The 23,403-nt window shown below is 72.4% G+C and carries 17 protein-coding genes; 9 read left to right on the top strand and 8 right to left on the bottom strand.

Going from position 1 to position 23,403, the window contains the following annotated elements; all coding sequences use genetic code 11:
• Positions 1-172: 172 nt before the first annotated feature.
• From J5X86_RS38120 to J5X86_RS38105, 4 genes are all read right to left on the bottom strand, one after another.
• Entirely contained in the window at positions 173-850 is a 678-nt protein-coding gene (locus J5X86_RS38120; RefSeq protein ID WP_208521226.1) for a response regulator, read from the bottom strand.
• Positions 850-2,127, bottom strand: coding sequence for a sensor histidine kinase (locus J5X86_RS38115; RefSeq protein WP_208521225.1), 1,278 nt, complete (start codon positions 2,125-2,127; stop codon positions 850-852). Before J5X86_RS38115 ends, J5X86_RS38120 begins: the two co-directional genes overlap by 1 nt.
• 103 nt (positions 2,128-2,230) lie before the next feature.
• Positions 2,231-2,509, bottom strand: a complete 279-nt coding sequence (locus J5X86_RS38110; protein ID WP_078640988.1) for a hypothetical protein — start codon at positions 2,507-2,509, stop codon at positions 2,231-2,233.
• A gap of 39 nt (positions 2,510-2,548) precedes the next feature.
• Positions 2,549-3,325 carry a PspA/IM30 family protein gene (locus J5X86_RS38105; protein ID WP_119987267.1) on the bottom strand — a complete coding sequence of 259 codons (777 nt, stop codon included), beginning with the start codon at positions 3,323-3,325 and terminating at the stop codon, positions 2,549-2,551.
• Between the two features lie 259 nt (positions 3,326-3,584).
• Here J5X86_RS38105 and J5X86_RS38100 point away from each other — a divergent pair, with 259 nt between their 5' ends.
• Entirely contained in the window at positions 3,585-4,181 is a 597-nt protein-coding gene (locus tag J5X86_RS38100; protein ID WP_208521224.1) for a DUF3043 domain-containing protein, read from the top strand.
• 41 nt (positions 4,182-4,222) lie between these two features.
• Positions 4,223-4,975 (top strand): bifunctional 2-polyprenyl-6-hydroxyphenol methylase/3-demethylubiquinol 3-O-methyltransferase UbiG, encoded by a 753-nt coding sequence (locus J5X86_RS38095; RefSeq protein ID WP_208521239.1) that lies wholly within the window; start codon positions 4,223-4,225, stop codon positions 4,973-4,975.
• Between the two features lie 206 nt (positions 4,976-5,181).
• Here J5X86_RS38095 and J5X86_RS38090 read toward each other — a convergent pair whose 3' ends face one another.
• Positions 5,182-5,385 (bottom strand): hypothetical protein, encoded by a 204-nt coding sequence (locus tag J5X86_RS38090; protein WP_059143388.1) that lies wholly within the window; start codon positions 5,383-5,385, stop codon positions 5,182-5,184.
• 140 nt (positions 5,386-5,525) lie between these two features.
• Between J5X86_RS38090 and J5X86_RS38085 the strand changes: the two genes are divergently transcribed.
• Positions 5,526-6,725: a bifunctional adenosylcobinamide kinase/adenosylcobinamide-phosphate guanylyltransferase gene (locus J5X86_RS38085; protein WP_208521223.1), complete on the top strand. Its 1,200-nt coding sequence runs from the start codon at positions 5,526-5,528 to the stop codon at positions 6,723-6,725.
• Between the two features lie 17 nt (positions 6,726-6,742).
• Here J5X86_RS38085 and J5X86_RS38080 read toward each other — a convergent pair whose 3' ends face one another.
• Positions 6,743-7,912 carry a hypothetical protein gene (locus J5X86_RS38080; protein WP_208521222.1) on the bottom strand — a complete coding sequence of 390 codons (1,170 nt, stop codon included), beginning with the start codon at positions 7,910-7,912 and terminating at the stop codon, positions 6,743-6,745.
• Positions 7,913-8,060: 148 nt separating this feature from the next.
• Entirely contained in the window at positions 8,061-11,435 is a 3,375-nt protein-coding gene (locus J5X86_RS38075; RefSeq protein WP_208521221.1) for a PQQ-binding-like beta-propeller repeat protein, read from the bottom strand.
• 170 nt (positions 11,436-11,605) lie between these two features.
• Here J5X86_RS38075 and cobT point away from each other — a divergent pair, with 170 nt between their 5' ends.
• On the top strand, positions 11,606-12,754 hold the full coding sequence (gene cobT / locus J5X86_RS38070) for a nicotinate-nucleotide--dimethylbenzimidazole phosphoribosyltransferase (protein ID WP_208521220.1): 1,149 nt from the start codon (positions 11,606-11,608) through the stop codon (positions 12,752-12,754).
• A gap of 405 nt (positions 12,755-13,159) precedes the next feature.
• Here the strand turns inward: cobT and J5X86_RS38065 are convergent, their stop codons facing one another.
• Complete coding sequence (locus J5X86_RS38065; protein ID WP_374229331.1) at positions 13,160-14,122, bottom strand: adenosylcobinamide-GDP ribazoletransferase; 963 nt, start codon at positions 14,120-14,122, stop codon at positions 13,160-13,162.
• A 236-nt stretch (positions 14,123-14,358) separates the two neighbouring features.
• On the opposite strand from J5X86_RS38065, the gene J5X86_RS38060 reads away from it, so the two are divergent.
• The 5 genes from J5X86_RS38060 to aceE all read left to right on the top strand — a co-directional run bounded on the left by J5X86_RS38060 (position 14,359) and on the right by aceE (position 22,996).
• Positions 14,359-15,909, top strand: a complete 1,551-nt coding sequence (locus J5X86_RS38060; RefSeq protein ID WP_208521218.1) for a leucyl aminopeptidase — start codon at positions 14,359-14,361, stop codon at positions 15,907-15,909.
• 389 nt (positions 15,910-16,298) lie between these two features.
• Entirely contained in the window at positions 16,299-17,687 is a 1,389-nt protein-coding gene (gene lpdA, locus J5X86_RS38055) for a dihydrolipoyl dehydrogenase (protein ID WP_014060097.1), read from the top strand.
• Between the two features lie 52 nt (positions 17,688-17,739).
• Positions 17,740-19,479 carry a 2-oxoglutarate dehydrogenase, E2 component, dihydrolipoamide succinyltransferase gene (sucB, locus tag J5X86_RS38050; RefSeq protein ID WP_208521217.1) on the top strand — a complete coding sequence of 580 codons (1,740 nt, stop codon included), beginning with the start codon at positions 17,740-17,742 and terminating at the stop codon, positions 19,477-19,479.
• Positions 19,480-19,604: 125 nt separating this feature from the next.
• Positions 19,605-20,228 (top strand): GntR family transcriptional regulator, encoded by a 624-nt coding sequence (locus J5X86_RS38045; protein WP_208521216.1) that lies wholly within the window; start codon positions 19,605-19,607, stop codon positions 20,226-20,228.
• 92 nt (positions 20,229-20,320) lie between these two features.
• Complete coding sequence (gene aceE, locus J5X86_RS38040; protein WP_208521215.1) at positions 20,321-22,996, top strand: pyruvate dehydrogenase (acetyl-transferring), homodimeric type; 2,676 nt, start codon at positions 20,321-20,323, stop codon at positions 22,994-22,996.
• The last annotated feature ends 407 nt before the right edge of the window (positions 22,997-23,403 follow it).

Genomic DNA, 23,403 nt, shown 5'->3' with positions numbered 1-23,403 from the left:
CCGCGACGGGGGGCACACCCGCGGCTTTGACCGCGCAAGCGCTACGGGGTGTCCGGCGGACCACGCGGGCGCTTCGCCCCTGGACCCCGGGGTCTGGGGTAGAGCCCCAGTTGTGGGAAGGGGCGGGGGGAAACAGCCCGCCGCAGGCGTCACGATCCGCCGGACACCCCCTCTAGGCGCCCGCGCGGACCAGCCCCGTCTCGTAGGCGATCACCACAAGCTGGGCGCGATCGCGGGCGCCCAGCTTGGCCATCGCGCGGTTGACATGCGTCTTGACCGTGAGCGGGCTGACCTCCAGCCGGGCGGCGATCTCGTCGTTGGACAGCCCGCCCCCGACCTGGACCAGGACCTCGCGCTCGCGGACGGTGAGGGCGTCCAGCCGTGAGGCGTCGTAGGCGCCCTCGTCGCCGCCCCCGTCGCCCTGGGCCAGGAAGCGGGCGATCAGCCCCTTGGTCGCGACCGGGGACAGCAGCGCCTCGCCCGCGGCCGCGATGCGGATCGCCGCGAGCAGCTCATCGGGTTCGGCGCCCTTGCCGAGGAAGCCGCTGGCCCCCGCCCGCAGCGAGTCCACCACGTACTCGTCGACCTCGAAGGTCGTCAGCATGACCACCCGGACGTCCGCCAGCCGCGGATCCTCGGTGATCATGCGGGTCGCGGCCAGCCCGTCCGTACCGGGCATCCGGATGTCCATCAGGACGACGTCGGCGCCCCGGGTACGGGCGATCTCCACCGCCTGCGCGCCGTCGGACGCCTCCCCCACCACCTCCATGTCCGCCTCGGAGTCCACCAGGACGCGGAACGCGCTGCGCAGCAGCGCCTGATCGTCCGCGAGCAGTACCTTGATCGTCATCAGTCCCCTCCCCTACGCGGCTGCAGAGGAAGTCTCACCCGGACCCGGAATCCGCCCTCGGGCAGGGGTGCCGCCTCGCAGCTTCCGCGCAGCGCGGTCACGCGCTCGCGCATGCCCAGCAGGCCGTGTCCGCCGCCGCCGGTCTCCTCCCCGGGCGCCGGGGGCTCTCCCTCCGGCCCCTCGGGCCGCGTCCCCGCCCCGTCGTCCTCGACCGTGACCTCCAGGGCGCTCCCGGCAGCGCCCCCGACCCGGGCGATGCGGATCTCGGCCGTGGCCCCGGGCCCGGCGTGCTTGTGCACATTGGTCAGCGCCTCCTGGACGACCCGGTAGGCCGTGAGGTCCACCGAGCCCGGCAGCGGGCCCAGCGCCTCCGGCGGCTGCGCCCGGACCCGGACCCGCATCCCCGCCCGTACGAAGCCGTCCACGAGCTGGTCCAGGACGGCGAGGCCGGGGGCCGGTTCGGTGGGGGCGGCGGGGTCGCCGTACTGCCGCAGCAGGCCGACCGTGGCGCGCAGCTCCTCCAGCGCCGAGCGGCTCGCCTGCCGTACGTGGGCGAGCGCCTCCTTGGCCTGGTCCGGGCGGTTGTCCATGACATGGGAGGCGACCCCGGCCTGGACGTTGACCAGCGCGATGTGATGGGCCACGACATCGTGCAGCTCACGGGCGATCCGCAGCCGCTCCTCCGCGACCCGGCGGCGCGCCTCCTCCTCACGGGTGCGCTCGGCGCGGACCGCCCGCTCCTCGATGGCGGCGATATAGGCGCGCCGGCTGCGCACCGCGTCGCCGGTGGCCGCGGCCAGCCCGGCCCAGGCGAACAGGCCCCAGTTCTCCTGCGAGTACCAGGGGTTGAGCGAGAAGAGCATCCCGGCCCCGGTGAGCAGCACGGCCGTGGCGGCGCCGAGCCGCCAGGTGGTGGGGCGGTCGGTGCGGGTCGCGGCGGTGTAGAGCGCCACCACGACCCCGAACACGATCGAGGTGCGCGGCGGGCCCTCGTCATTGGTGACGATCTCGACGAGGGTCAGGGCGACGGTGAAGGCGAGCACCCCGCGGGGCAGATCGCGGCGGAACACCAGCGAGGCGGCGGCGAGGACGGCCAGCAGTACGAAGAAGGGGCCCAGCGGCTGGTGGCGCATGCGCGGACCGGCCACCGCGCCGATCAGGATCAGCGCGAGGACCCCGATCGCCACCAGGGTGTCCAGGGCGCGGGGGTGGGCACACAGCCAGCGGTGCGGACGGGCCAGACCCGGCCCGACGGCGAGGGGAGTCACGGAATCCAACGGTAAGGGCCGCCGCGGGCCGCCCGGCTTGACGAGCGGCCCGTACCCGGCCGTGGAAGGGAGGCACGACCTGTGCTGGAGTGTGGTCCGGGGGTGCGCCGCACTAGCCCGGAATGAGGCCGTCGTCCTTGAGCATCGCCTTGACTTCCTCGAGGGTCGCGCCGGCCGCGGGGAGGATCAGCTCGGACGGCTGCAGCGCGTCGTCGGGCAGGGGCTCGCCGGCCGAGCGCACCGCGTCCAGCAGCGCGCCCAGGGTCTTCCGGAAGCCCTCGTGATCGCCGCCCTCGATCTCGGCGAGCAGCTCGTCGTCCAGCCTGTTCAGTCCGGGCAGATGGCTTTCGGCCACCCGCACCTGGCCCTCCCCCATGATCCGTACGATCATGACGACCTCCTTGGAGACCTCGCCCAGGCGGGGCGCGGGCTACTGCTTGTCGAACTTGTGCGGGGTCTGGGACTGCTGGGCCTCGTCCGTCTTGCCGCCCTCGATCGCCTGCTGCGGGCTGCCCCCGGCCAGCTCGGCCTTCATTCGCTGCAGCTCCAGCTCCACGTCCGTACCGCCGGAGATCCGGTCGAGCTCGGCCGCGATGTCGTCCTTGGTGGCCATACCGGACTGGTCATCCAGGGCGCCGGAGGCCAGCAGCTCGTCGATCGCGCCCGCGCGCGCCTGGAGCTGCGCCGTCTTGTCCTCGGCACGCTGGATCGCCATGCCGACGTCGCCCATCTCCTCGGAGATGCCGGAGAACGCCTCGCCGATACGGGTCTGCGCCTGGGCCGCGGTGTAGGTGGCCTTGATGGTCTCCTTACGCGTGCGGAAGGCGTCGACCTTGGCCTGCAGCCGCTGGGCGGCCAGGGTCAGCTTCTCCTCCTCGCCCTGCAGCGTCTGGTGCTGGGTCTCCAGGTCGGTGACCTGCTGCTGCAGCGCGGCGCGGCGGGAGAGCGCCTCGCGGGCCAGGTCCTCCCGGCCGAGCGCGAGCGCCTTGCGCCCCTGGTCCTCCAGCTTGGTGGACTGCCCCTGCAACTGGTTGAGCTGCAGCTCAAGACGCTTGCGCGAGGTCGCCACGTCGGCAACGCCGCGCCGCACCTTCTGGAGCAGCTCAAGCTGTTTCTGGTACGAGTAGTCGAGGGTCTCGCGCGGGTCCTCGGCCCGGTCCAGGGCCTTGTTGGCCTTCGCGCGGAAGATCATCCCCATACGCTTCATGACACCGCTCATGGGCCTCGCGCGCCCCCTTCTGACGGACGTGTGACTCCGGCACTCCAACAGACCCAGCCTACGGGGCCTGCTTCCATTACCGCACTGTTCGAGCCCGCTCGCGCTCCTCCTGCAGGACGATCAGAGCGCGGGAGCCTCCGGCGCAAGGAGGAGTGTGTCCCCTGTGTCCCGATACGGCGGGACTCCGTTGCCTGATCGTTCCCCCTGAGGCTGGGGCGCACACTCCGCAACCCGTACCCTGGGCCTTGTGTTCCGAAGCCGTTCCAAGGATGAGCAGGCCGCAACCACCAAGGTGACCGCGGACCAGCCGCAGCAGACCCGTGACCCGCAGGCGCCCAAGGGCCGCCCCACTCCCAAGCGGAGCGAGGCCCAGACGCAGCGCCGCAGCCTGGCGAAGACGCCGGCCAACCGTAAGGACGCCTCCAAGCGTGCCCGCGAGGCCCGCCGCGCCGACCTGGCCAAGCAGCGCCAGGCGCTGGCCGGGGGCGACGAGCGGTATCTGCCGCCCCGCGACAAGGGTCCGGTGCGGCGCTTCGCCCGCGACTTCGTGGACTCGCGGTTCTCCGTCGCCGAGTACTTCCTGCCGCTCGCGGTGGTCATCCTGATCCTGAGCATGATCCAGGCCGGGGCCATGCAGAGCTATGTGCTGCTGCTGTGGATGGTGGTCATCGTCCTGATCGTGATCAACTCCATCTTCTTCGGCTTCCAGCTCAAGCGGCAGCTCCGCCAGCGCTTCCCCGACGAGAATCTGCGCGGCGCGGTGGCGTACGCCCTGATGCGCACCCTCCAGATGCGCCGGCTGCGGCTGCCCAAGCCGCAGGTCAAGCGCGGAGAGCGGCCCTGAGCGGCAGACCCTCCGGCTTCACCGGCGGGGCGCCCGGCTGGCTGAGCCACCTCGGGGGCCTGCGGAACACCGTCCGGCAGGCGCTGGTCGCCCGCCAGCTCGATGAGCAGATCACCGCCCGCTTCCCGGTGGGACAGCGGCTGCGGGTGCTCGACGTGGGCGTCGGCCAGGGCACCCAGGCCCTGCGGCTGGCCCGCGCGGGCCATGAGGTCACCGGGCTGGAGTCCGACCCCACCATGCTGGAGACGGCCCGCACCGCGCTCGCCGACGAGCCCGAGGGCATCCGAAGACGCGTACGGCTCCTCGAGGGCGACGGCCGGGAGACCGGAGCACACTTCCTGCCGGGCGCCTTCGACGTGGTGCTGTGCCACGGGGTGCTGATGTACCTGCCCGAACCGGATCCGCTGCTCGCCGGGCTGGCCCGGGTGCTGGCCCCCGGCGGTCTGCTCTCCCTGCTGGTGCGCAACGGTGACGCGCTGGCGATGCGGCCGGGGCTGGCCGGGGACTGGGACACGGCGCTGACCGCCTTCGACTCCCCCTCGTACACCAACCGGATCGGGCTTCCGGTGCGCGCCGACCGGCGCGAGGAGCTGACCGAGACCCTGACCGCGATCGGCGCGCCGCTGCGCGCCTGGTACGGCGTGCGGGTCTTCACCGACCTCGCCCCGGACGACGCCGAGCCGCCCGGCTCCCCGGAGTGGGAGCGGCTGCTGGCCGCCGAGGAGCGGGCCGGCCGCACCGATCCGTACCGCGCGGTGGCGGCGTTGCTGCATCTGTGCGGGGTACGCGGCTGATCCGGCGACGGGGTGGCGGTGGCCACCGCCACCCCCACCCCGCGCGGGTCCTGCCCGGCGCGCCCGCCTGCGCTTCGGCGCGCCTGCCCTACTCGGTGCCTTTGCCTACTCTGCGCGTTTGCCTATTCGGCGCGTTTGCCTATTCGGCGCGTTTGCCTATTCGGCGCGCTTGTCCGTCAGGCGCGCTTGTCGCGTAGGCGCTCTGACTACTCGCCGCGCAGGCTCATCGGACCGTAGATCTTCGTACCGTCCTCGAAGAGCGTCACCTGCTCCGCGCCTCCTTCGAGGAGCGCCCGCCACTCCTCACCGATCCACGACTCCGCGTCCCCCTGGGTCGGGAACTCCTCCGGCTGCACCGCGGGCTTCGTCTCCGCCCCGTCGGACTTCTCGAACCGCCATGTCCAAGCCATTCCAGCCTCCTCCATCCCGCCGGCCCACAGGTGATACCCGCCGGTCCACAGGTGATGTCTGCCCGCAGCCTAGGTGACTGATCACTCCGTACGGGGTGGCCCCGCGCGACCCGTGGGATCGGACGCGAGACGATCGGGGCGTGGAACTCACTCTTCTGGGCACCGGGGCCCCCGACGGGCTGCCGCGCCACGGCTGTCCCTGCGCCTCCTGTGCCGCCGCCGTCGGCGAGGAGGCGCGGGCCGCCACCTCGCTGCTGATCGACGGCGCGCTGCTGATCGACCTCACCCCGGGGGCCGCCTTCGCCGCCGCGCGGGCCGGCCACTCACTGGCCGGCGTCCGGCAGGTGCTGCTCTCCCATCCGCACGCGGGCCCGGCCGTCGAGTTCCCGGCCGGACTGCCGGCGCCGGGGCGGGTGCCGGACGGCCGCACGCTGTCCCTGATCAGCGGCCACCGGGTGCGGGCGGTCGCGCTGGACTCCCCCGGTACCGGCTACGAGGTCACCGGCCCCGACGGCACCCGGCTGCTGTATCTCCCGCCGGGCGCCGCCGCCGCGGGCCTCGCCGACCCGGCCGAGCCGTACGACATGGTGCTGCTCGACGTCCTGGGCCGCCCCGACGCCCTGGCCGCCCTGCGCGCCTCGGGCGCCGTGGGCGCCACCACCGACGTCCTGGCCGTCCATCTCGACCACACCACCCCGCCCGGCCGGGAGCTGCACCGCCGTCTGGCCACGGCGGGCGCGCGGGCGGTGCCGGACGGGCGGACGCTGATCGTCGGCGAGTACTCCGCGGTACCGGATCTGCCGCGCCGCACGCTGGCGCTGGGCGGTGCCCGGTCCGGCAAGTCCCTGGAGGCGGAACGGCGGCTGGCCGCCTTCCCCGACGTCCTGTACGTCGCCACGGGCGGCACCCGCGAAGCCGACCCCGAATGGGCCGCCCGCGTCGCCGCCCACCGCGAGCGCCGCCCCGGCTCCTGGCGCACCGCCGAGACCTGCGATCTGACACCGCTGCTCGCCGAGGACGGCCCACCGCTGCTCATCGACTGCCTGGCGCTGTGGCTCACCGACGCGATGGACTCGGTGAACGCCTGGGACGACGAGAAGTGGGCGAACGGCGGCGAACGCGCCCTCCGCGAGCGGGTGTCCGCCCTCGTCGCCGGGGTCCGCGCCACCAGCCGTACGGTGGTCGCGGTGAGCAACGAGGTCGGCTCCGGCGTCGTCCCCGCGACCGCCTCCGGCCGCCGCTTCCGCGATGAACTGGGCCGGTTGAACGCGATGTTCGCCGAGGAGTGCGAGCAGGTGCTGCTGGTGGTGGCCGGGCAGGCCCTCCCCCTCCGGGGCTGAGCGCGCGGCGCCGCCCTCTACGGTGCCAGGAGCTGTCCCGCGGCGAGCGCCGCGGCCACCGCGCCTCCGGCCGCCACCGCCGAGGCGGCGAACAGCGGAATCCTCGGCACCCAGGTGCGCAGCACGGCGGACCGGGAGGCCCGGTCCAGCAGTGCGTCACGCCCGCGCAGCACGATCAGGCCGACGCTCATGAGGGTGAGCGCCATGCCGGCGCCGAAGGCGGCCACCATCACCAGGGCGATGCCGGTTCTGCCGGTGAGCAGCCCGGTGAGCAGGACCAGGAAGGCGGACGGTGACGGCAGCAGACCGCCGGAGGTGCCGAGCACGACCAGACCTCGCCAGGTGAGCAGCGAGGGAGCGTCGGGGATGTGGTGGCTGTGCCCCTGCCGTTGATCGTGGCGATGTGCGTGATCGTGACCATGACCGTGATGCGAGTGATCGTGGTGCGAGTGACCGTGATCGTGGTGGTGCGGGTGATGGTGCCCGCGGTGACGCAGATGCCGCCACAGCAGGCTCACCCCCACCCCCGCCACCACCAGCGCCGCGAGCAGTTGCAGCCACCGCGTCAGCAGCTTCATGTCCGGCGCGTTCTTCGCCGCCAGCCACCAGCCGACCGCGAGGACCGCGACCGAGAGCGTATGCATCACGGCGACGATGCCGCCCAGCCACACCGCGTCCCGCGGTCGGCCCCGGCCGCCCACCAGATACCCGGCGGCCAGCGATTTGCCGTGCCCGGGAGCACAGGCGTGCAGCGCGCCCACGGCCGCCGCCACGAGCAGCGCCACCGGGACGGCGGCCCCATGGTCCAGGAGGGAGACCAGATCGGTGGTCCAACTGCTCCAGCCGCCCTGCGAGGAGGGCGAGTTGGCCGATGCTGCCGCCGGGGTCAGCGCGAGCGTGCGAGCCGGTTCCTTCGCCGTGTGCAGCCCCCCGCCGCCCTGATCGGTCACCGACAGCGTCCGGTAGGCGGGATGGACGTCCGTCAGCACGGTGACCGTAAGGGTGATCCGGTCCACCGGGCGTGGGCAGACGAAGTGGAGCGCCATGCCGTCGGCCCGGTCCACCCGGCACGGGCCGCCGTCCTGGCGTACGGCGATATGTGCGCGCAGATAGCCCGCCACATCGCCGTCGGCCTTCTTGCGCAGGGCGGCGACGTCGTCCCGCTGCGCGGACCAGGTCGTCTCCACGGCGGAGCCGCCGCCTCGACCCTGACGACCGGTGGTGCGCCGAAGGGGTGCGCCTGGGCCGTGTCCGCGCTGCCGAACAGCAGCGCGGACACGGCGGCCAGCACGAGCAGCACCCCGGTGCGGAGTGTTCGCACGGTGGTGCTTCCCCTCAGTCCCGGCGCGCGGCCAGCGCGTGGACCGTGCCGTCGTCCGTGAGGACGAAGATCCGGTCACCGCTGACGGAGAGGGCCGACGCGACGCCCGCGCCGAGGTTGTACGCGGCATGCTGCCGACCGGTGGCACGGTCGAGGACGAGCAGCCGCCCGTCCCAGGTCCCCACGTATACGAGGGCCTTGGTCACCAGCGGATGCATCGTCGGCGAGCCGGCACCGGCCTTGCATCCCATGGCGACCCGCCACTTGTCGTCCAGCGGGCTCTCCCCCGGCAGATAGCCGGACTTCGCCTCCCACACCGGCGTCGAGGGATCGGCAGCGCTCGTGTCGTAGGCGCGGACGACACCGTCGCGCCCCGCGACATAGGCGGTGTCCCCCCAGACGGCCGGGCTGGTGAGCGGGGCCGGCCCCGGCTCGCAGGTGCCGGCGCCGCCCAGCTTGGACTGCCAGGTCACCTCGCCCGTCTTCGGGTCGTGCCCGCGGGCTCCGGACGCGGTGAAGGTCACCAGCTTCGCCGCGCCCGGCGCGGGGTCGGTGAGCACGGGCGAGGAGTGGCTGTCGATGCCGCCCTCGGTGTCCTTCACCCATAGCTGCTCGCAGCTCGCCAGGTCCATGGCGATGACCGTGTTGCTCGACGATGAGTGCAGATAGGCGGTGTTGGAGCCGGGCTCGCGCACCGCCGTGCTGTGGGACTGCCCCCAGGAGGCCGCGGCGCCGAAGCCGCCGGGCAGCGGGGTGCCGGTCTTCGCGTCACGGCAGCGGATCGTGTCCCAGTCCTGGTAGACGGCCACGTTGCGGTCCTGTCCGGTGAGCGCGAAGACACTGACCGGTCCGCCGGCGCGGCCGTAGCGGCGCACCGTGTCGCCGTGCTTCTCCTCGCGGTCGATCGACTCCCAGGCGATATGGCCGTTCCCGGTGTCCAGGGCGTAGATCCGTCCGACGCCGGTGGTCAGATACACCCGTCCGTCGTGGAGCGTCGGCGCCGATTCGGCGTCGCCGTCCAGGTAAGTGCGCCAGATCTCCCGCCCGGAGGCGATGTCGTAGGCGAGCATCATGCTGTACGGCGAGTCGAAGGCGCGGGACGAGACGATCAGCTTGCCGTCCGCGACCACCGAGCCGTTCAGGTTGAACTGCTCGCCGGTGTGCCGGGCCCACCGCAGGTCGAGCTGGGCGCCCGGCTCGTCGGGGCTCGCGGACCGCCCGGCCTCGTCGCCGCCCTGCCGCAGCCAGTTGTGCCCGGCCCTCGGCCGGGGGAGCTCGGAGTCCGGTGCGACCTTGAAGGTGCTCTTCAGCGCGGGAAGCGTGGGGAACGCCTTGCCCCGGGTGTCGTACACCGTCGTCTCGGTGGTGTAGGTGCCGGGCCGCAGCCCGTTCAGCGTGTCACTCGCCCGGGTCCACGCCCCGCGTGCGTCGGGGCAGGGTTCGGGCTTGCCACCCGGCGGGGTGTAGCAGTTCTCGATGCCGGGTTCGGCGGCTCCTTCTCCGAAGCGCAGGCCGGTGCGCCGCACCACATGTCCGCGGCTGTCCCGTACGGTCAGCGAAGCCCGGCTGGGGGTACGGCCGTCGTCCTCGGCGTACACCTCGACGGGGACTTTGGCGGTCGAGCCGTGCACGCTGCCCTGCGCGGGGCTGACCAGCGCGCTGTCGTCGTCGATGTCGAACTGCCGGTGGATACCGGTCACCTGGCCGGTGTCCTCGTTGCGGCGGGTGTGCGGATCGTCGGTGATGCCGCTGAAGTCGAGCACCTTGTAGTCGGGGTGGGCTCCGTCGATTCCGTAGGTGCCCTGGTTGTTGATCTCGACGGAGCGCTTGAACGCGCCACGGCGGTATTCCGCCTGCTGGTTGTGGCCCGCGGCGACCATCCGCACGTCGTACTTGGCCAGCTCGTCGATGGTCGGCTGCATGCCCGCGCCGGGGCCCCACTGGGTGAACAGCGAGCGATGCGCGAAGACGAGCACCTGCTTACCGACCGCGTGCTGGGCCAGGTCCCTGCGCAGCCAGTCCAACTGCGGCTTGAGCCCGCTCGCGTCGTAGTTGTCCTCGAGTACGACGATGTGGCGGCCGTTGCGGTCGAAGCTGTACCACTCGGGAGCCATGTTGCGGCGGTAGTACTCCATGCTGCCGGCGTAGCCCTGGGAGGTGGCCGTGCCGCCGAAGTCGTGGTTGCCCATGACCGGGTAGAAGGGGTGGCCGAGCCGCCCCTGCTCCAGCCCCTTGCTGAAGAGGTCGTACGCGCCCTGCCTGCGCGGCTCATCCGCGTAGTCCGTGACCGTCAGGTCGCCGGTCGCGATCTGCATCGTGGCGCCGTCGACCTCGGACATCGCCTGGACCTGCCCCGTCCACTGGGGCAGCGCCGTGCGCGCCTCATCGTCGGTGCGGTTGCCGACCTCGGGGTCGGAGTTCATGACCCAGGTCTCGGTCGGATCGGCGGCGTGGCGATCCGGCACCAGCGCGAAGTCGACGCCGTTGCCGCCGGTCTCGGGGACCTTGTGGAAGAACTCGGGGATGTAGTCCTTGCGCAGCACCGGCGTATAGCCATCGGGCGAGACGACGCTGACGATGTCGGTCTCACGCCGGTTCGGATCGATGGTGAGCGAGTACGAACCGTCCGCGCCGGTCGTGGTCCACACGGCGCCGTCGGTGACGTCGACGCCGGCCATGGCCCGCTCCCCCTTGTCCCGCTTGCCGTTGCCGTCGCCGTCCTTGAAGACGGTGCCCTCGACGGTGGCGGTGTCCGGCGCCGGGTCGTCGGCGAGGGCGGCCTGGGGCACGAGGAAGGACAGCGCGACCGCGCTCGCGGCGGCGATCCGCCACCGGCGGCCGGTGCGCGGCAGCCGCCGCGACACTCGCAGCAGGGTGGGCAGTCGCAGTGCCGCGAGGACGAGCACCAGACCGGCCGCCGACGCGAGGGCGACGGTGAGCCAGGGGAAGCTGGGCAGGGCGTGCGCGCCCTTGGCGTCGACGAGCGGCGCATCGGCGGAGGCGTCGACCGCGGTGCCGTCGAACTCGACGACGACCTGGGTCAGTCCGCCCTGCTGGAGCAGTTGGCTCAGGTCGAGCGCGTTGACGTGGCAGCTCCACGCCAGCTCGACCACGACTCCGCCGGGCACCCCGCCGTCGTCACCGGGAACGCCGGAGCCGGTCGCCGGGCAGCCGGCCGGCAGCAGCCCGGTGGCCCAGGCTCCGGCCCGCTCCGGGGACACCAGGTCGCGATGGACGATCAGACGGCCGCTGGTGGCCTTGTCGCCCGTGGCGACGACCAGTTCGGCATGCTGGCGCGAAACATGCGCCGCAGCAGGCTGGGCACCGATGCCCAGCACAAGGAAGAGCAGTGCGAGACAGAGCCCGACCACCGTCCGTATGTTTTTCATAAGGTGGGACGCTAAGGGGCATCCCCGTGTTTTCAGCCAAGATCGGGCGGACTTCAGTCGGCGGACCACAAAAGTTCAGCCCCGAAGCGTCGCCCGGCCACCGGCATTCCCATGACCTCGATCATGACCTCAATCATCCAGATGCGCCTTCGCCCGGTAGGGTTCCGCCCGTGAGCGGCCTGAATCTCGATGACTTCGTCGACCTGATCGAACGCCCCGACGGGGGCATCCGGCGTGACGCCGAGGAGCGCCGCGAGCGGCTCGCGGTGCCGCCGGGCGCGCTCGGGCGGCTGGACGAACTGGGCGAATGGCTCGCCGCCGCGCAGCAGCGGGTGCCGGTCAAGCCCGTCGAACGGCCCCGCGTCATCCTCTTCGCGGGCGACCACGGAATCTCCGACCTCGGCGTCTCCGCCCGCCCCGCCAGGAGCGCCCACCGCCTGGTCCGCGCCGTGCTCGACGGCGAGAGCCCGGCCGCCATCCTCGCCGCCCGCCTCGGCGCGTCCGTCCGGGTCATCGACATGGCGCTGGACTGCGACCCCGAGGACCTCCCGGAGGAGGTCACCCGCCACCGGGTACGCCGCGGCTCCGGCCGGCTCGACGTCGAGGACGCGCTCACCCTGGACGAGGCCGAGCGGGCCTTCCGCACCGGGATGGCCATCGCCGACGAGGAGGCGGACTCCGGCACCGACCTTCTCGTCCTCGGTGACCTCAGCGTCGGCGGCACGACCGCGGCTGCCACGCTGATCGCCGCGCTGTGCGGTACGGACGCGTCCGTGGTCACCGGCCGCGGCGGGGCCGCCATCGACGACCTCGCCTGGATGCGCAAGTGTGCCGCGATCCGCGACGGGCTGCGCCGGGCCCGCCCGGTGCTCGGCGATCAGCTTCAGCTGCTGGCCACGGTTGGCGGTGCCGACCTCGCCGCGATCACCGGCTTCCTGCTGCAGAGCGCCGTACGCCGCACCCCCGTGATCCTCGACGGCGTCGTCTCGGCGGCCTGCGCGCTGGTCGCCCAGCGGGTGGCGTTCCGCGCCCCGGACTGGTGGCTGGCCGGTCAGGCCAGCGGCGAGCCCGGCCAGGAGAAGGCCCTCGACCGCATCGCCCTCACCCCGCTGCTGGACCACGGCGTCACGGTCGGCGAGGGCACGGGCGCGCTGCTCGCCCTGCCGCTGGTGCAGGCGGCGGCGGCGCTGCACGCGGAACTTCCGGAGCGCTCGGAAGGCTCTGAGGGCTCGGGGCCCTCGGAGCACCCGGCGACGTCCGAGAGCCCGGAGGACCCGGAGGACCCGGAGGACCCGGAGGACCCCCAGGCCAACGGCTAGGGGCGTCCGGCGGATCTTTTCCCCACCCCGCCCCTTCCCGATACCAGGGGCTCCGCCCCTGGACCCCGGGTTCTGGGGCAGAGCCCCACCACGCGGCGGAGCCGCACACCGATGCCGCGAGAAGGCACGGGGAGGGGAACAGCCCGCCCACCGGCGCCCGTTACGAGGGGCTTCGCCCACCGGACCCGGGGCCTGCGGCAGAGTTCTGCCACGCGGCGGAGCCGCATACCGATACTGCGAGAAGGCACGGAGCAGCGAGCAGCCCACCCACCCGCACCCGATACCAGAAGCTTCGCCCCCGGAGCCCGGGGTCTGGGGCGGAGCCCCAGTTGCGGGAAGGGGCGGGGAGGGGGACAGGCCGCCGCAGGCGTCAAGGACCGCCGGGCATCCCCTATGTGCGGGGCCCTACCCGAAGGTCAGGACCACCAGGGCCATCGTGGCGGCCGTCTCCGCGAGCGCGCCGAAGACATCGCCGGTCACCCCGCCGAGACGGCGGCGGCAATGGTGCAGGAGGAGTTCGGCGGCCGCCAGCGCGGCCAGCGCGGCGAAGGCGTGACGGACGACGGCATACGGGCCGAAGGGGATGGCCACCACCGCACAGCCGACCACCACCACCGCCGCCACCACACCGGCGGAACGCCACGGCACGGTGCCCGCGACCGCCGCGCCCAGCCCCTCCGGCCGCGCCGCCGGAACGCCCACGCGGGCCGCGAGCGTCAGGGCGCAGCGCGCGGCGACACCGGCCACGGCCGCCCCGACCGCGCCGTGCGCCCAGCTCTGCCCGTAAAGCTGGGCCAGGGCCGCCACTTGGCCCAGCAGGACGAACAGCAGCGTGATCACGCCGAACGGCCCGATGTCCGACCGCTTCATGATGCGCAGCGCGTCCTCGGCCGGTTTGCCGCTGCCGAGCCCGTCCGCGGTGTCGGCGAGCCCGTCGAGATGGAGGCCGCGGGTCAGTACGGCGGGTATCGCGGCGGTGGCGACGGCCGCCAGCAGCGCCCCACCGCCCAGGAACAGCAACACCCCACCCACCGCCGCCGCGCACAGCCCCACCGTCAGCCCGGCCAACGGAGCGCACAGCATCCCCGCGTGCGCCGCCTCCCGGTCCCAGCGCGTGCCCCGTACGGGCAGCACCGTGAGCGTGCCGAAGGCGAAGCGGACCCCGTCGGCCCAGGGGGCACGCGGAGCGTGCGCGGGCGGCGGATCGTAGGCGGGACGCGGCGGATGCCCGGGCCGTTCCGGGCGCTCCGACCCCTCGGAGGGCCCGGAGGGCTCGGAGTTTTCCGCGCTCTCGGGCTCGGCCTCGGCCTCCGCCTCCGGCGGGCGTGCGGACGGCTGCGACTGCGGCGGCTCCGGCATGGTGTCCATCGCGCGGAAGGCTATCCCGGCCACCCCCATCCGGTAAGCCCGAGGGCACACCCCTGTTGGGCCAAGCCGCAGGGTGTCGTAGCGCATCCGGGCCGTTGGGGCTTCCGGCGGGGGCACCTCCCAGCGGTAGCTGGGGGAGAACCGAGCCCCAAATAGGGCCTAGGCATACGATGCGGAGGGGCGCGGCCTACAACCCATATCGGCCGACGAACTATCGGAAGAGGGACCCGACCACTGTGACTGCTCTGACTCTCAGCACCTCGTCCGCCGCGGCACTGCGCGCGGACGCCGTCGTCGTCGGCGTGGCGAAGGGGGCCAAGGGCCCCGTCGTCGCCGCCGGCGCCGAGGCCGTGGACAAGGCGTTCGGCGGAAAGCTGGCCGCCGTTCTGGAGACGCTCGGCGCGACCGGCGCCGAGGGCGAGGTGACCAAGCTGCCCGCCGCGTCCGGCCTCAAGGCCCCGGTCGTGCTGGCGGTCGGGCTGGGCGACGTCCCGGCCAAGGACGACGGCTATGACGCCGAGACGCTGCGCCGGGCCGCGGGGGTGGCCTCCCGCGCGCTGTCCGGTTCGAAGAAGGGCGCGTTCGCGCTGCCGATCGAGGACGTGGCGGCCGCCGCCGCCGTGGCCGAGGGCGCGCTGCTCGGGGCGTACACGTACGACAAGAGCAATGGCAACGGCGGCAGCGCCAAGAACGCCAAGAACGCGAAAGACACCGACAAGAAGAACAACGGCCCGCTCGCCGAGGTCGCCCTCGTCGGCGGCAAGCCGCGCGACAAGGCGTACAAGGCGGCCGCCGAGCGCGCCACCGCCCTGGTCGAGGAGATCAACCGCGCCCGAGACCTGATCAACACCCCGTCCAACCTCCTCAACCCGGCCGACTTCGCGGCCGAGGCGGTCGCGGCCGCCAAGGAGCACGGTCTCAAGACCGAGGTGCTGGACGAGAAGGCGCTCAAGAAGGGCGGGTACGGCGGCATCCTCGGCGTGGGCCAGGGTTCGGAGGCCCCGCCGCGGCTGGTGCGGATCGCGTACACCCACCCCAAGGCGGAGAAGACGCTCGCCCTGGTCGGCAAGGGCATCACCTACGACTCGGGCGGCATCTCCCTCAAGCCGGCCGGTCACAACGAGACGATGAAGTGCGACATGAGCGGTGCCGCCGCCGTGTTCGCCACGGTCGTCGCCGCCGCCAGGCTGGGCCTGCGGGTCAACCTCACGGGCTGGCTGGCGCTGGCCGAGAACATGCCGTCGGGTTCGGCCACCCGCCCCGGCGATGTGCTGTCGATGTACGGCGGCAAGACCGTCGAGGTGCTGAACACCGACGCCGAGGGCCGGCTGGTGCTCGCCGACGCGATCACCCGCGCCGGCGAGGAGAAGCCGGACGCGATCCTGGACGTGGCGACGCTGACCGGTGCGATGGTTCTCGCGCTGGGCAACCGCACGTTCGGGATCATGACGAACGACGAGGCGTTCCGCACCTCGCTGCACGAGATCGCGGAGGAGGCCGGTGAGCAGTCCTGGCCGATGCCGCTGCCCACCCACCTCCGCAAGGGCATCGACTCCCCGGTCGCCGATCTGGCGAACATGGGCGAGCGCATGGGTGGCGGTCTGGTGGCCGGGATCTTCCTTAAGGAGTTCGTGGCGGACGGGATCACCTGGGGCCACCTGGACATCGCGGGTCCGGCCTTCAACGAGTCCGGTCCGTTCGGCTACACCCCCAAGGGCGGCACGGGCGCCGCGGTCCGCACCCTGGTGCGGCTGGCCGAGCGCGCCGCCGACGGCGATCTCGGCTGAGCCGAGCGCAACGCAGCACCGCAACGCAGCACCGCAACGCAGCACCGCAACGCAGCACCGCAACGCAACGGCGCCCGCAACGCAGCGGCGCCCCGCGACAACGCATCGCGACCGCCGGCCCATAGGGCCGAAAGTCCCGTCGATTTCGCCCTCAACGAAATCGACGGGGCTCCGCGTTCCGGATACGCAGGAGTAACCCCTGAACTGGGGTCTGGAGATTTCTCACACAGCGGCCCCGCGTCCCGTCTCCTCCCAACAAGTGCGAAGATGTTGTCCCGGCAGGACAGGGCCCCCGACACCAGGGCCGCCGACGTAAGAAGCGGCCGAACACACGCCGCCGCCCGGCCGACCAAGGCCGGCCCCGGCGCACCATGCATGGAGGACGTGACGTGGCGAACGACGCCAGCACCGTTTTCGACCTAGTGATCCTCGGAGGCGGTAGCGGCGGTTACGCCGCTGCCCTGCGCGCGGCGCAGCTGGGTCTGGACGTCGCCCTGATCGAGAAGGACAAGCTGGGCGGCACCTGTCTGCACCGTGGCTGTATCCCCACCAAGGCGCTGCTGCACGCCGGTGAGCTCGCCGACCAGGCCCGCGAGGGCTCTGAGTTCGGTGTGAAGACCACCTTCGAGGGCATCGACATCGAGGGTGTGCACAAGTACAAGGACGGCGTGGTCTCGGGCCTGTACAAGGGTCTGCAGGGCCTGATCGCCTCCCGCAAGGTCACCTATGTGACGGGTGAGGGCCGGCTGTCCTCCCCGACCTCTGTCGATGTGAACGGCGAGCGTTACACCGGCCGCCACATCCTGCTGGCCACCGGTTCGGTGCCCAAGTCCCTTCCCGGCCTGGAGATCGACGGCAACCGCGTCATCTCCTCCGATCACGCGCTGGTGCTGGACCGCGTGCCGAAGTCCGCGGTCGTGCTGGGCGGCGGCGTCATCGGCGTCGAGTTCGCCTCCGCGTGGAAGTCCTTCGGGGCCGACATCACCATCGTCGAGGCGCTTCCCCACCTCGTCCCGGTCGAGGACGAGAGCAGCTCCAAGCTGCTGGAGCGCGCCTTCCGCAAGCGCGGCATCAACTTCTCCCTCGGCTCCCGCTTCTCCGGCGTCGAGTACACCGCCGACGGCGTCAAGGTCTCGCTGGAGAACGGCAAGACCTTCGAGGCCGAGCTGCTGCTGGTGGCCGTCGGCCGTGGCCCGGTCTCGCAGGGCCTGGGCTACGAGGAGGCCGGGGTCGCCATGGACCGCGGCTATGTCCTCGTCGACGAGTACATGCGGACCAACGTGCCGACCATCTCCGCCGTCGGCGACCTGGTCCCCACTCTCCAGCTCGCCCACGTCGGCTTCGCCGAGGGCATGCTGGTGGCCGAGCGGCTGGCGGGTCAGAACCCCGTTCCGATCGACTACGACGGCGTGCCGCGGGTGACCTACTGCCACCCCGAGGTCGCCTCCGTCGGCATCACCGAGGCCAAGGCCAAGGAGCTGTACGGTGCGGACAAGGTCGTCGCCCTGAAGTACAACCTCGCGGGCAACGGCAAGAGCAAGATCCTCAAGACCGCGGGCGAGATCAAGCTCGTGCAGGTACGGGACGGTGCCGTCGTCGGCGTCCACATGGTCGGTGACCGGATGGGCGAGCAGGTCGGCGAGGCTCAGTTGATCTACAACTGGGAGGCGCTGCCCGCCGAGGTCGCGCAGCTCGTCCACGCCCACCCCACTCAGAACGAGGCGCTCGGCGAGGCCCACCTGGCCCTGGCCGGCAAGCCGCTGCACTCCCACGACTGATCATCCCGAGCGCGAACCATCCGCAAAGATCGTTAAGGAGCAACCGAACACCATGGCGGTTTCCGTAACCCTGCCGGCGCTCGGCGAGAGCGTGACCGAGGGCACCGTCACCCGCTGGCTCAAGGCCGAAGGTGAGCGCGTCGAGGCCGACGAGCCCCTGCTCGAGGTGTCGACCGACAAGGTCGACACCGAGATCCCGGCCCCTTCGGCCGGTGTGCTGACGTCCATCAAGGTGGCCGAGGACGAGACGGTCGAGGTCGGCGCCGAGCTGGCCGTTATCGACGACGGCGGCGCGGCTCCGGCCGAGGCCCCCGCCCCCGCGGCCGAGCCCGCTCCGGCGGCTCAGCCCGAGCCCGCCCCGGCGCCCGCCGCCGAGGCTCCCGCACCTGCCCCTGCCGCCGCCGCTCCGGCCGGTGGCGCCGAGGGCACCGATGTGGTCCTGCCCGCGCTGGGCGAGTCGGTGACCGAGGGCACCGTGACCCGCTGGCTCAAGGAGGTCGGCGAGTCCGTCGAGGCCGATGAGCCGCTGCTCGAGGTCTCCACCGACAAGGTCGACACCGAGATCCCGGCCCCGGTCGCGGGCACCCTGCTGGAGATCCTGGTCGGCGAGGACGAGACCGCCGAGGTCGGCGCCAAGCTGGCCGTGATCGGTGCCGCAGGTGCCGCTCCGGCCGCCGCGCCCGCCCCGGCCGCCCCGGCCCCCGCGCCGGTCCAGGAGGCCCCGGCCCCGCAGGCCCCGAGCGCCCCCGCGCCGCAGGCCGTCACCCCGGAGCCGGTCGCCCCCGAGCCGGCCCCGGCCGCTCCGGCGCCCGCCCCGGCTCCGGCCGCGGCAGCCCCATCGATCCCCGCTCCCTCGGCCCCCGAGGCCGAGGGCGCCTACGTCACCCCGCTGGTGCGCAAGCTGGCCGCCGAGAACAACGTGGACCTGTCCACCGTCAAGGGCACCGGCGTCGGCGGCCGCGTCCGCAAGCAGGACGTCATCGCCGCCGCCGAGGCCGCCAAGGCCGCCGCCCAGGCCCAGGCCGCCCCGGCCGCCGCCGCGCCGAAGGCCGCCCCGCAGGCGGCGTCCCCGCTGCGTGGCCAGACCGTCAAGATGCCGCGGATGCGCAAGGTCATCGGCGACAACATGATGAAGGCCCTGCACGAGCAGGCGCAGCTGACCAGCGTGGTCGAGGTGGATGTCACCAAGGTCATGCGGCTGCGCGCGCAGGCCAAGGAGGCGTTCGCGCAGCGCGAGGGCGTCAAGCTCTCGCCGATGCCGTTCTTCGTGAAGGCCGCCGTCCAGGCGCTGAAGGCCCACCCGGCCGTCAACGCCCGGATCAACGACGACGGCACCATCACGTACTTCGACGTGGAGAACGTCGGTATCGCGGTGGACGCCGAGAAGGGCCTGATGACCCCGGTCATCAAGCACGCGGGCGACCTCAACATCGCCGGTATCGCCAAGAAGACGGCGGAGCTGGCGGGCAAGGTCCGCTCCAGCAAGATCACTCCGGATGAGGTGTCCGGCGCCACCTTCACGATCAGCAACACCGGCTCGCGCGGTGCGCTGTTCGACACGATCATCGTGCCCCCGAACCAGGTCGCCATCCTGGGCATCGGCGCGACCGTCAAGCGCCCGGTGGTCATCGACCACCCGGAGCTGGGCGAGACCATCGCGGTGCGCAACATGACGTACCTGGCGCTCTCCTACGACCACCGCCTGGTGGACGGTGCCGACGCGGCCCGCTACCTGACGGCCGTCAAGGAGATCCTGGAGACCGGTGAGTTCGAGGTGGACCTCGGTCTCTGAGCCTTCCGAGGATCCCTTCGAGGCATTGCCGCGCCCCGCACGGGCTTTCCGTGCGGGGCGCGGTTTTCGTTACCGCAGTACCGGGATAATGGCTACTGTTCACCGCTGGTTCTAAGGAGCTCCCCATGGCCCCGCCCGTCGTCCACTCGCTGCGCGAGCAGATCCGCGAGCACATCGTGGAGGGCATCGTCAGCGGCCGCTGGAAGCCGGGCGAGCGGATCGTGGAGCGCAGGATCGCCACGGAGCTGGAGGTCAGCCAGACGCCCGTAAGGGAGGCGCTGCGGGAGCTGGAGTCGCTGCGGCTGATCGAATCGGCCCCCAACAAGGGCGTCCGGGTGCGGAATCTGACCGCCTCCGACCTGGAGGAGATCTATCCGGTACGGGCCGGGCTGGAGCAGATCGCGGCGGAGCTGGCCGCGCCCGTGCTGGCCGAGGACACCTCCGCCCTGGAGCCCGAGGTGCGGGCGCTGTACGAGGCGGACCGTAAGGCCGACGGGGAGGCGCAGGTCCGGCACACCGTGGCGTTCCACCGGGAGCTGGTGCGGGCGTCGGGCAACAGCGTGCTGCTGCACACCTGGGAGTCGCTGGGCATCGAGATCTGGACGACGCTGTCGATCCGCTGGCTGGGCACCGTCCAGGAGTCGTACGCCGAGGAGCACCAGGCGGTGGTGGACGCCTTCAAGCGGCGGGACCCGAGGGTCGGCGAACTGGTCAAGGAACATGTCCTCGGCTGTGCACCGCGTGCCTAGTTTCGCGGCACGGAATGCCAATTTCGGCCTGCGGAGGACTTTTTCCTTGGGAGACCTTTGATCGATCATCGATCAGACTTACAGTCGGTTTCATGACCGATCTCGCACGCACGCGGCCGAGTGCGCTCGACCAGCTTCCCGACCGTGACCCCGAGGAGACCGCCGAATGGGGCGCCTCCCTGGACGCCGTCGCGCAGGCGGCCGGGTCCCACCGCGCCTCGTACCTCATGCGCCGCACCCTGGAGCGCGCCGAGAGCACCGGGCTCGCCCTGCCGCCCCTGCTGGAGTCGGACTACGTCAACACCATCCCGACCGCCGCCGAGCCCGCGTTCCCGGGCGACGAGGCCATGGAGAGCCGCATCACCGCCTGGAACCGGTGGAACGCGGCGGCGATGGTCACCCGCGGCAGCCGTGACGGCCTCGGCGGTCACATCGCCACCTTCGCCTCCGCCGCCTGGCTCTACGAGACGGGCTTCCAGCACTTCTTCCGCGGCAAGGAGGCGGACGGCAGCGGCGACCAGCTCTACATCCAGGGCCACGCCTCCCCCGGCATCTACGCCCGCGCCTTCCTCGACGGGCGGCTGACCGAGCGCCATCTGGACCACTTCCGCCGCGAGGCGGGCGGTGAGGGGCTGCCGTCCTATCCGCATCCGCGGCGGCTGCCGTGGCTGTGGGAGTTCCCCACCGTCTCGATGGGTCTCGGCCCGATCTCCGCGATCTACCAGGCCCGCTTCAACCGCTATCTGGCCGCGCGCGGCATCAAGGACACCGCCAACTCCCACGTCTGGGCCTTCCTCGGCGACGGCGAGATGGACGAGCCGGAGTCGACGGCCGCGCTGGCGCTGGCCGGGCGCGAGGGCCTGGACAACCTCACCTTCGTCATCAACTGCAATCTGCAGCGGCTCGACGGCCCGGTGCGCGCCAACTTCAAGATCGTGCAGGAGCTGGAGGCCCAGTTCCGCGCGGCGGGCTGGAACGTGGTCAAGTCGCTGTGGGGCTCCGCCTGGGACGAGCTGTTCGCGCTGGACACCTCGGGTGCGCTGGTCCGCCGGCTGCGCGAGGTCCCGGACGGCCAGTTCCAGACGTACGCGACCCGCGACGCGGCCTACATCCGCGAGCACTTCTTCGGCGCCGAGCCGGAGCTGGCCCGGCTGGCCCAGGGGCTCACGGACGCCAAGCTCACCGAGTGTTTCCACACCTCGCGCGCGGGCCATGAGCCGCGCAAGGTGTACGCGGCCTACCGCGCGGCCGTGGAGCACAAGGGCGCCCCGACCGTCGTGCTCGCCCAGACCGTCAAGGGCTGGACGCTGGGCCCCGGCTTCGAGTCGCGCAACGCCAACCACCAGATGAAGAAGCTGACCGGCAAGGAGTTCCGCGCCATGCGGGACCTCCTCGAACTCCCCATCCCGGACAGCAAGCTGGACGACGGCCTCGTCCCCTACGTCCACCCCGGCCCCGACTCCCCCGAGGTCCGCTACCTCCAGGAGCGCCGCGCGGCCCTCGGCGGCCCCGCCCCGGCCCGCAAGGTCCACGCGGTGGCCCTGCCCGAGCCGTCCGCGAAGCCGTTCGAGGCGCTCGCCAAGGGCTCCGGCAGCCAGGAGATCGCCACCACCATGGCCTTCGTCCGGCTGGTCAAGGACCTGATGCGGGACAAGGAGACCGGGCGGCGCTGGGTGCCGATCGTGCCGGACGAGGCGCGGACCTTCGGCATGGAGTCGCTCTTCCCCACCGCCGGGATCTACTCCCCGCTCGGCCAGACCTACGACCCGGTCGACCGCGATCAGCTCCTGTACTACAAGGAAGCGCAGAACGGTCAGATCCTCAACGAGGGGATCACCGAGGCCGGTTCGATGGCCGACTTCACCGCCGCCGCGACGTCGTACGCGACCCACGGCGAGCCGATGATCCCCTTCTACATCTTCTACTCGATGTTCGGCTGGCAGCGCACCGCCGACCAGATGTGGGCGCTCGCCGACCAGCTCGGCCGCGGCTTCCTCATCGGCGCCACCGCCGGCCGTACGACGATGACCGGCGAGGGCCTGCAGCACGCCGACGGCCACTCCCCGCTGATCGCCTCCACCAACCCGGCGGCGCTCGCCTACGACCCGGCGTTCGCGTACGAGATCGGCGTGATCGTGCGGGAGGGTCTGCGGCGGATGTACGGCCCCGAGGCCGAGGACGTCTTCTACTACCTGACCGTCTACAACGAGACCAAGGTCCAGCCGCCGATGCCTAAGGGCGAAGGCGTCGAGGAGGGCATCCTCAAGGGCCTGTACCGCTACCAGGAGGCCACGGCCCCGGCCGAGGACTCCCCCCGTATCCAGCTCCTCGCCTCCGGCACCGCCATCCACTGGGTGCTGGAGGCCCAGAAACTCCTCGCCGACGACTGGGGCGTGGCCGCCGACGTGTGGTCCGCCACCTCCTGGAGCGAGCTGCGCCGTGACGCCCTGTCCTGTGACGCGGCGCAGCTCAGTGGCGAAGACCGGGTCCCGTACGTCACCCGTGCCCTGGCAGGCGCACCGGGCCCGGTCCTCGCCGTCAGCGACTGGATGCGGGCCGTCCCCGACCAGATCGGCCAGTGGGTCGAGCAGGACTGGTACTCGCTGGGCACGGACGGCTTCGGCCTTTCCGACACCCGCGAGGCCGCCCGCCGCCACTTCGGCGTGGACGCCCCGGCCATCGTGGTGGCCGCGCTGTCCCGGCTGGCCCGGCAGGGCGCGGTACGGGCCACCGCGCCCAAGGAGGCCGCGGAGCGGTACGGCATCTGACGACGCCGGCGCAGGGGCCCGGGCCACGTGGCCCGGGCCCCTGCGCGCTCTGCCGGCGCCCGGTCGCGGAGGCCCGGTGACGTCTGCGGCGAGCTGCTCCCCTCCCCGCCCCTTCCCGCCCCTTCCCGGCACCTGACGATATGCGGCTCCGCCGCGTGCGGGGCTCCGCCCCAGACCCCAGCCGGACAACCCGGACATGTACGGACGCCCGCCCGGTCAGCCGCGCCGGCCTGCCGACCGCGATCAGTCCGCCGGTGCGGGCGTTCACGGCGGCGACGGTCGCCTCGGTAACACAATCCAGCCCCTCCGGCGTTTGAGGAGCGGGGTCCAGGGGCGGAGCCCCGGCGGGGGCCGGGGGCGCGGCCCCCGGTTTCGGGAAGGGGCGGGTAGGGGAAACCGCCGGACAC

Source organism: Streptomyces sp. NEAU-YJ-81 (assembly GCF_017592595.1).
GTDB classification, from domain to species: domain Bacteria; phylum Actinomycetota; class Actinomycetes; order Streptomycetales; family Streptomycetaceae; genus Streptomyces; species Streptomyces hygroscopicus_B.
Note: the sequence above shows the minus strand (reverse complement) of the source record. Positions and strands in the feature narration are given on the sequence as shown.

Bases quoted from the DNA above. Each gene is read 5' to 3' on its own strand.
- J5X86_RS38120 (WP_208521226.1), bottom strand. From the start codon at position 850: ATGACGATCAAGGTACTGCTCGCGGACGATCAGGCGCTGCTGCGCAGC.
- J5X86_RS38110 (WP_078640988.1), bottom strand. From the start codon at position 2,509: ATGATCGTACGGATCATGGGGGAGGGCCAGGTGCGGGTGGCCGAAAGC.
- J5X86_RS38105 (WP_119987267.1), bottom strand. From the start codon at position 3,325: ATGAAGCGTATGGGGATGATCTTCCGCGCGAAGGCCAACAAGGCCCTG.
- J5X86_RS38090 (WP_059143388.1), bottom strand. From the start codon at position 5,385: ATGGCTTGGACATGGCGGTTCGAGAAGTCCGACGGGGCGGAGACGAAG.
- J5X86_RS38075 (WP_208521221.1), bottom strand. From the start codon at position 11,435: ATGAAAAACATACGGACGGTGGTCGGGCTCTGTCTCGCACTGCTCTTC.
- J5X86_RS38065 (WP_374229331.1), bottom strand. From the start codon at position 14,122: ATGGACACCATGCCGGAGCCGCCGCAGTCGCAGCCGTCCGCACGCCCG.
- sucB (WP_208521217.1), top strand. From the start codon at position 17,740: ATGGCGGTTTCCGTAACCCTGCCGGCGCTCGGCGAGAGCGTGACCGAG.
- J5X86_RS38045 (WP_208521216.1), top strand. From the start codon at position 19,605: ATGGCCCCGCCCGTCGTCCACTCGCTGCGCGAGCAGATCCGCGAGCAC.
- aceE (WP_208521215.1), top strand. From the start codon at position 20,321: ATGACCGATCTCGCACGCACGCGGCCGAGTGCGCTCGACCAGCTTCCC.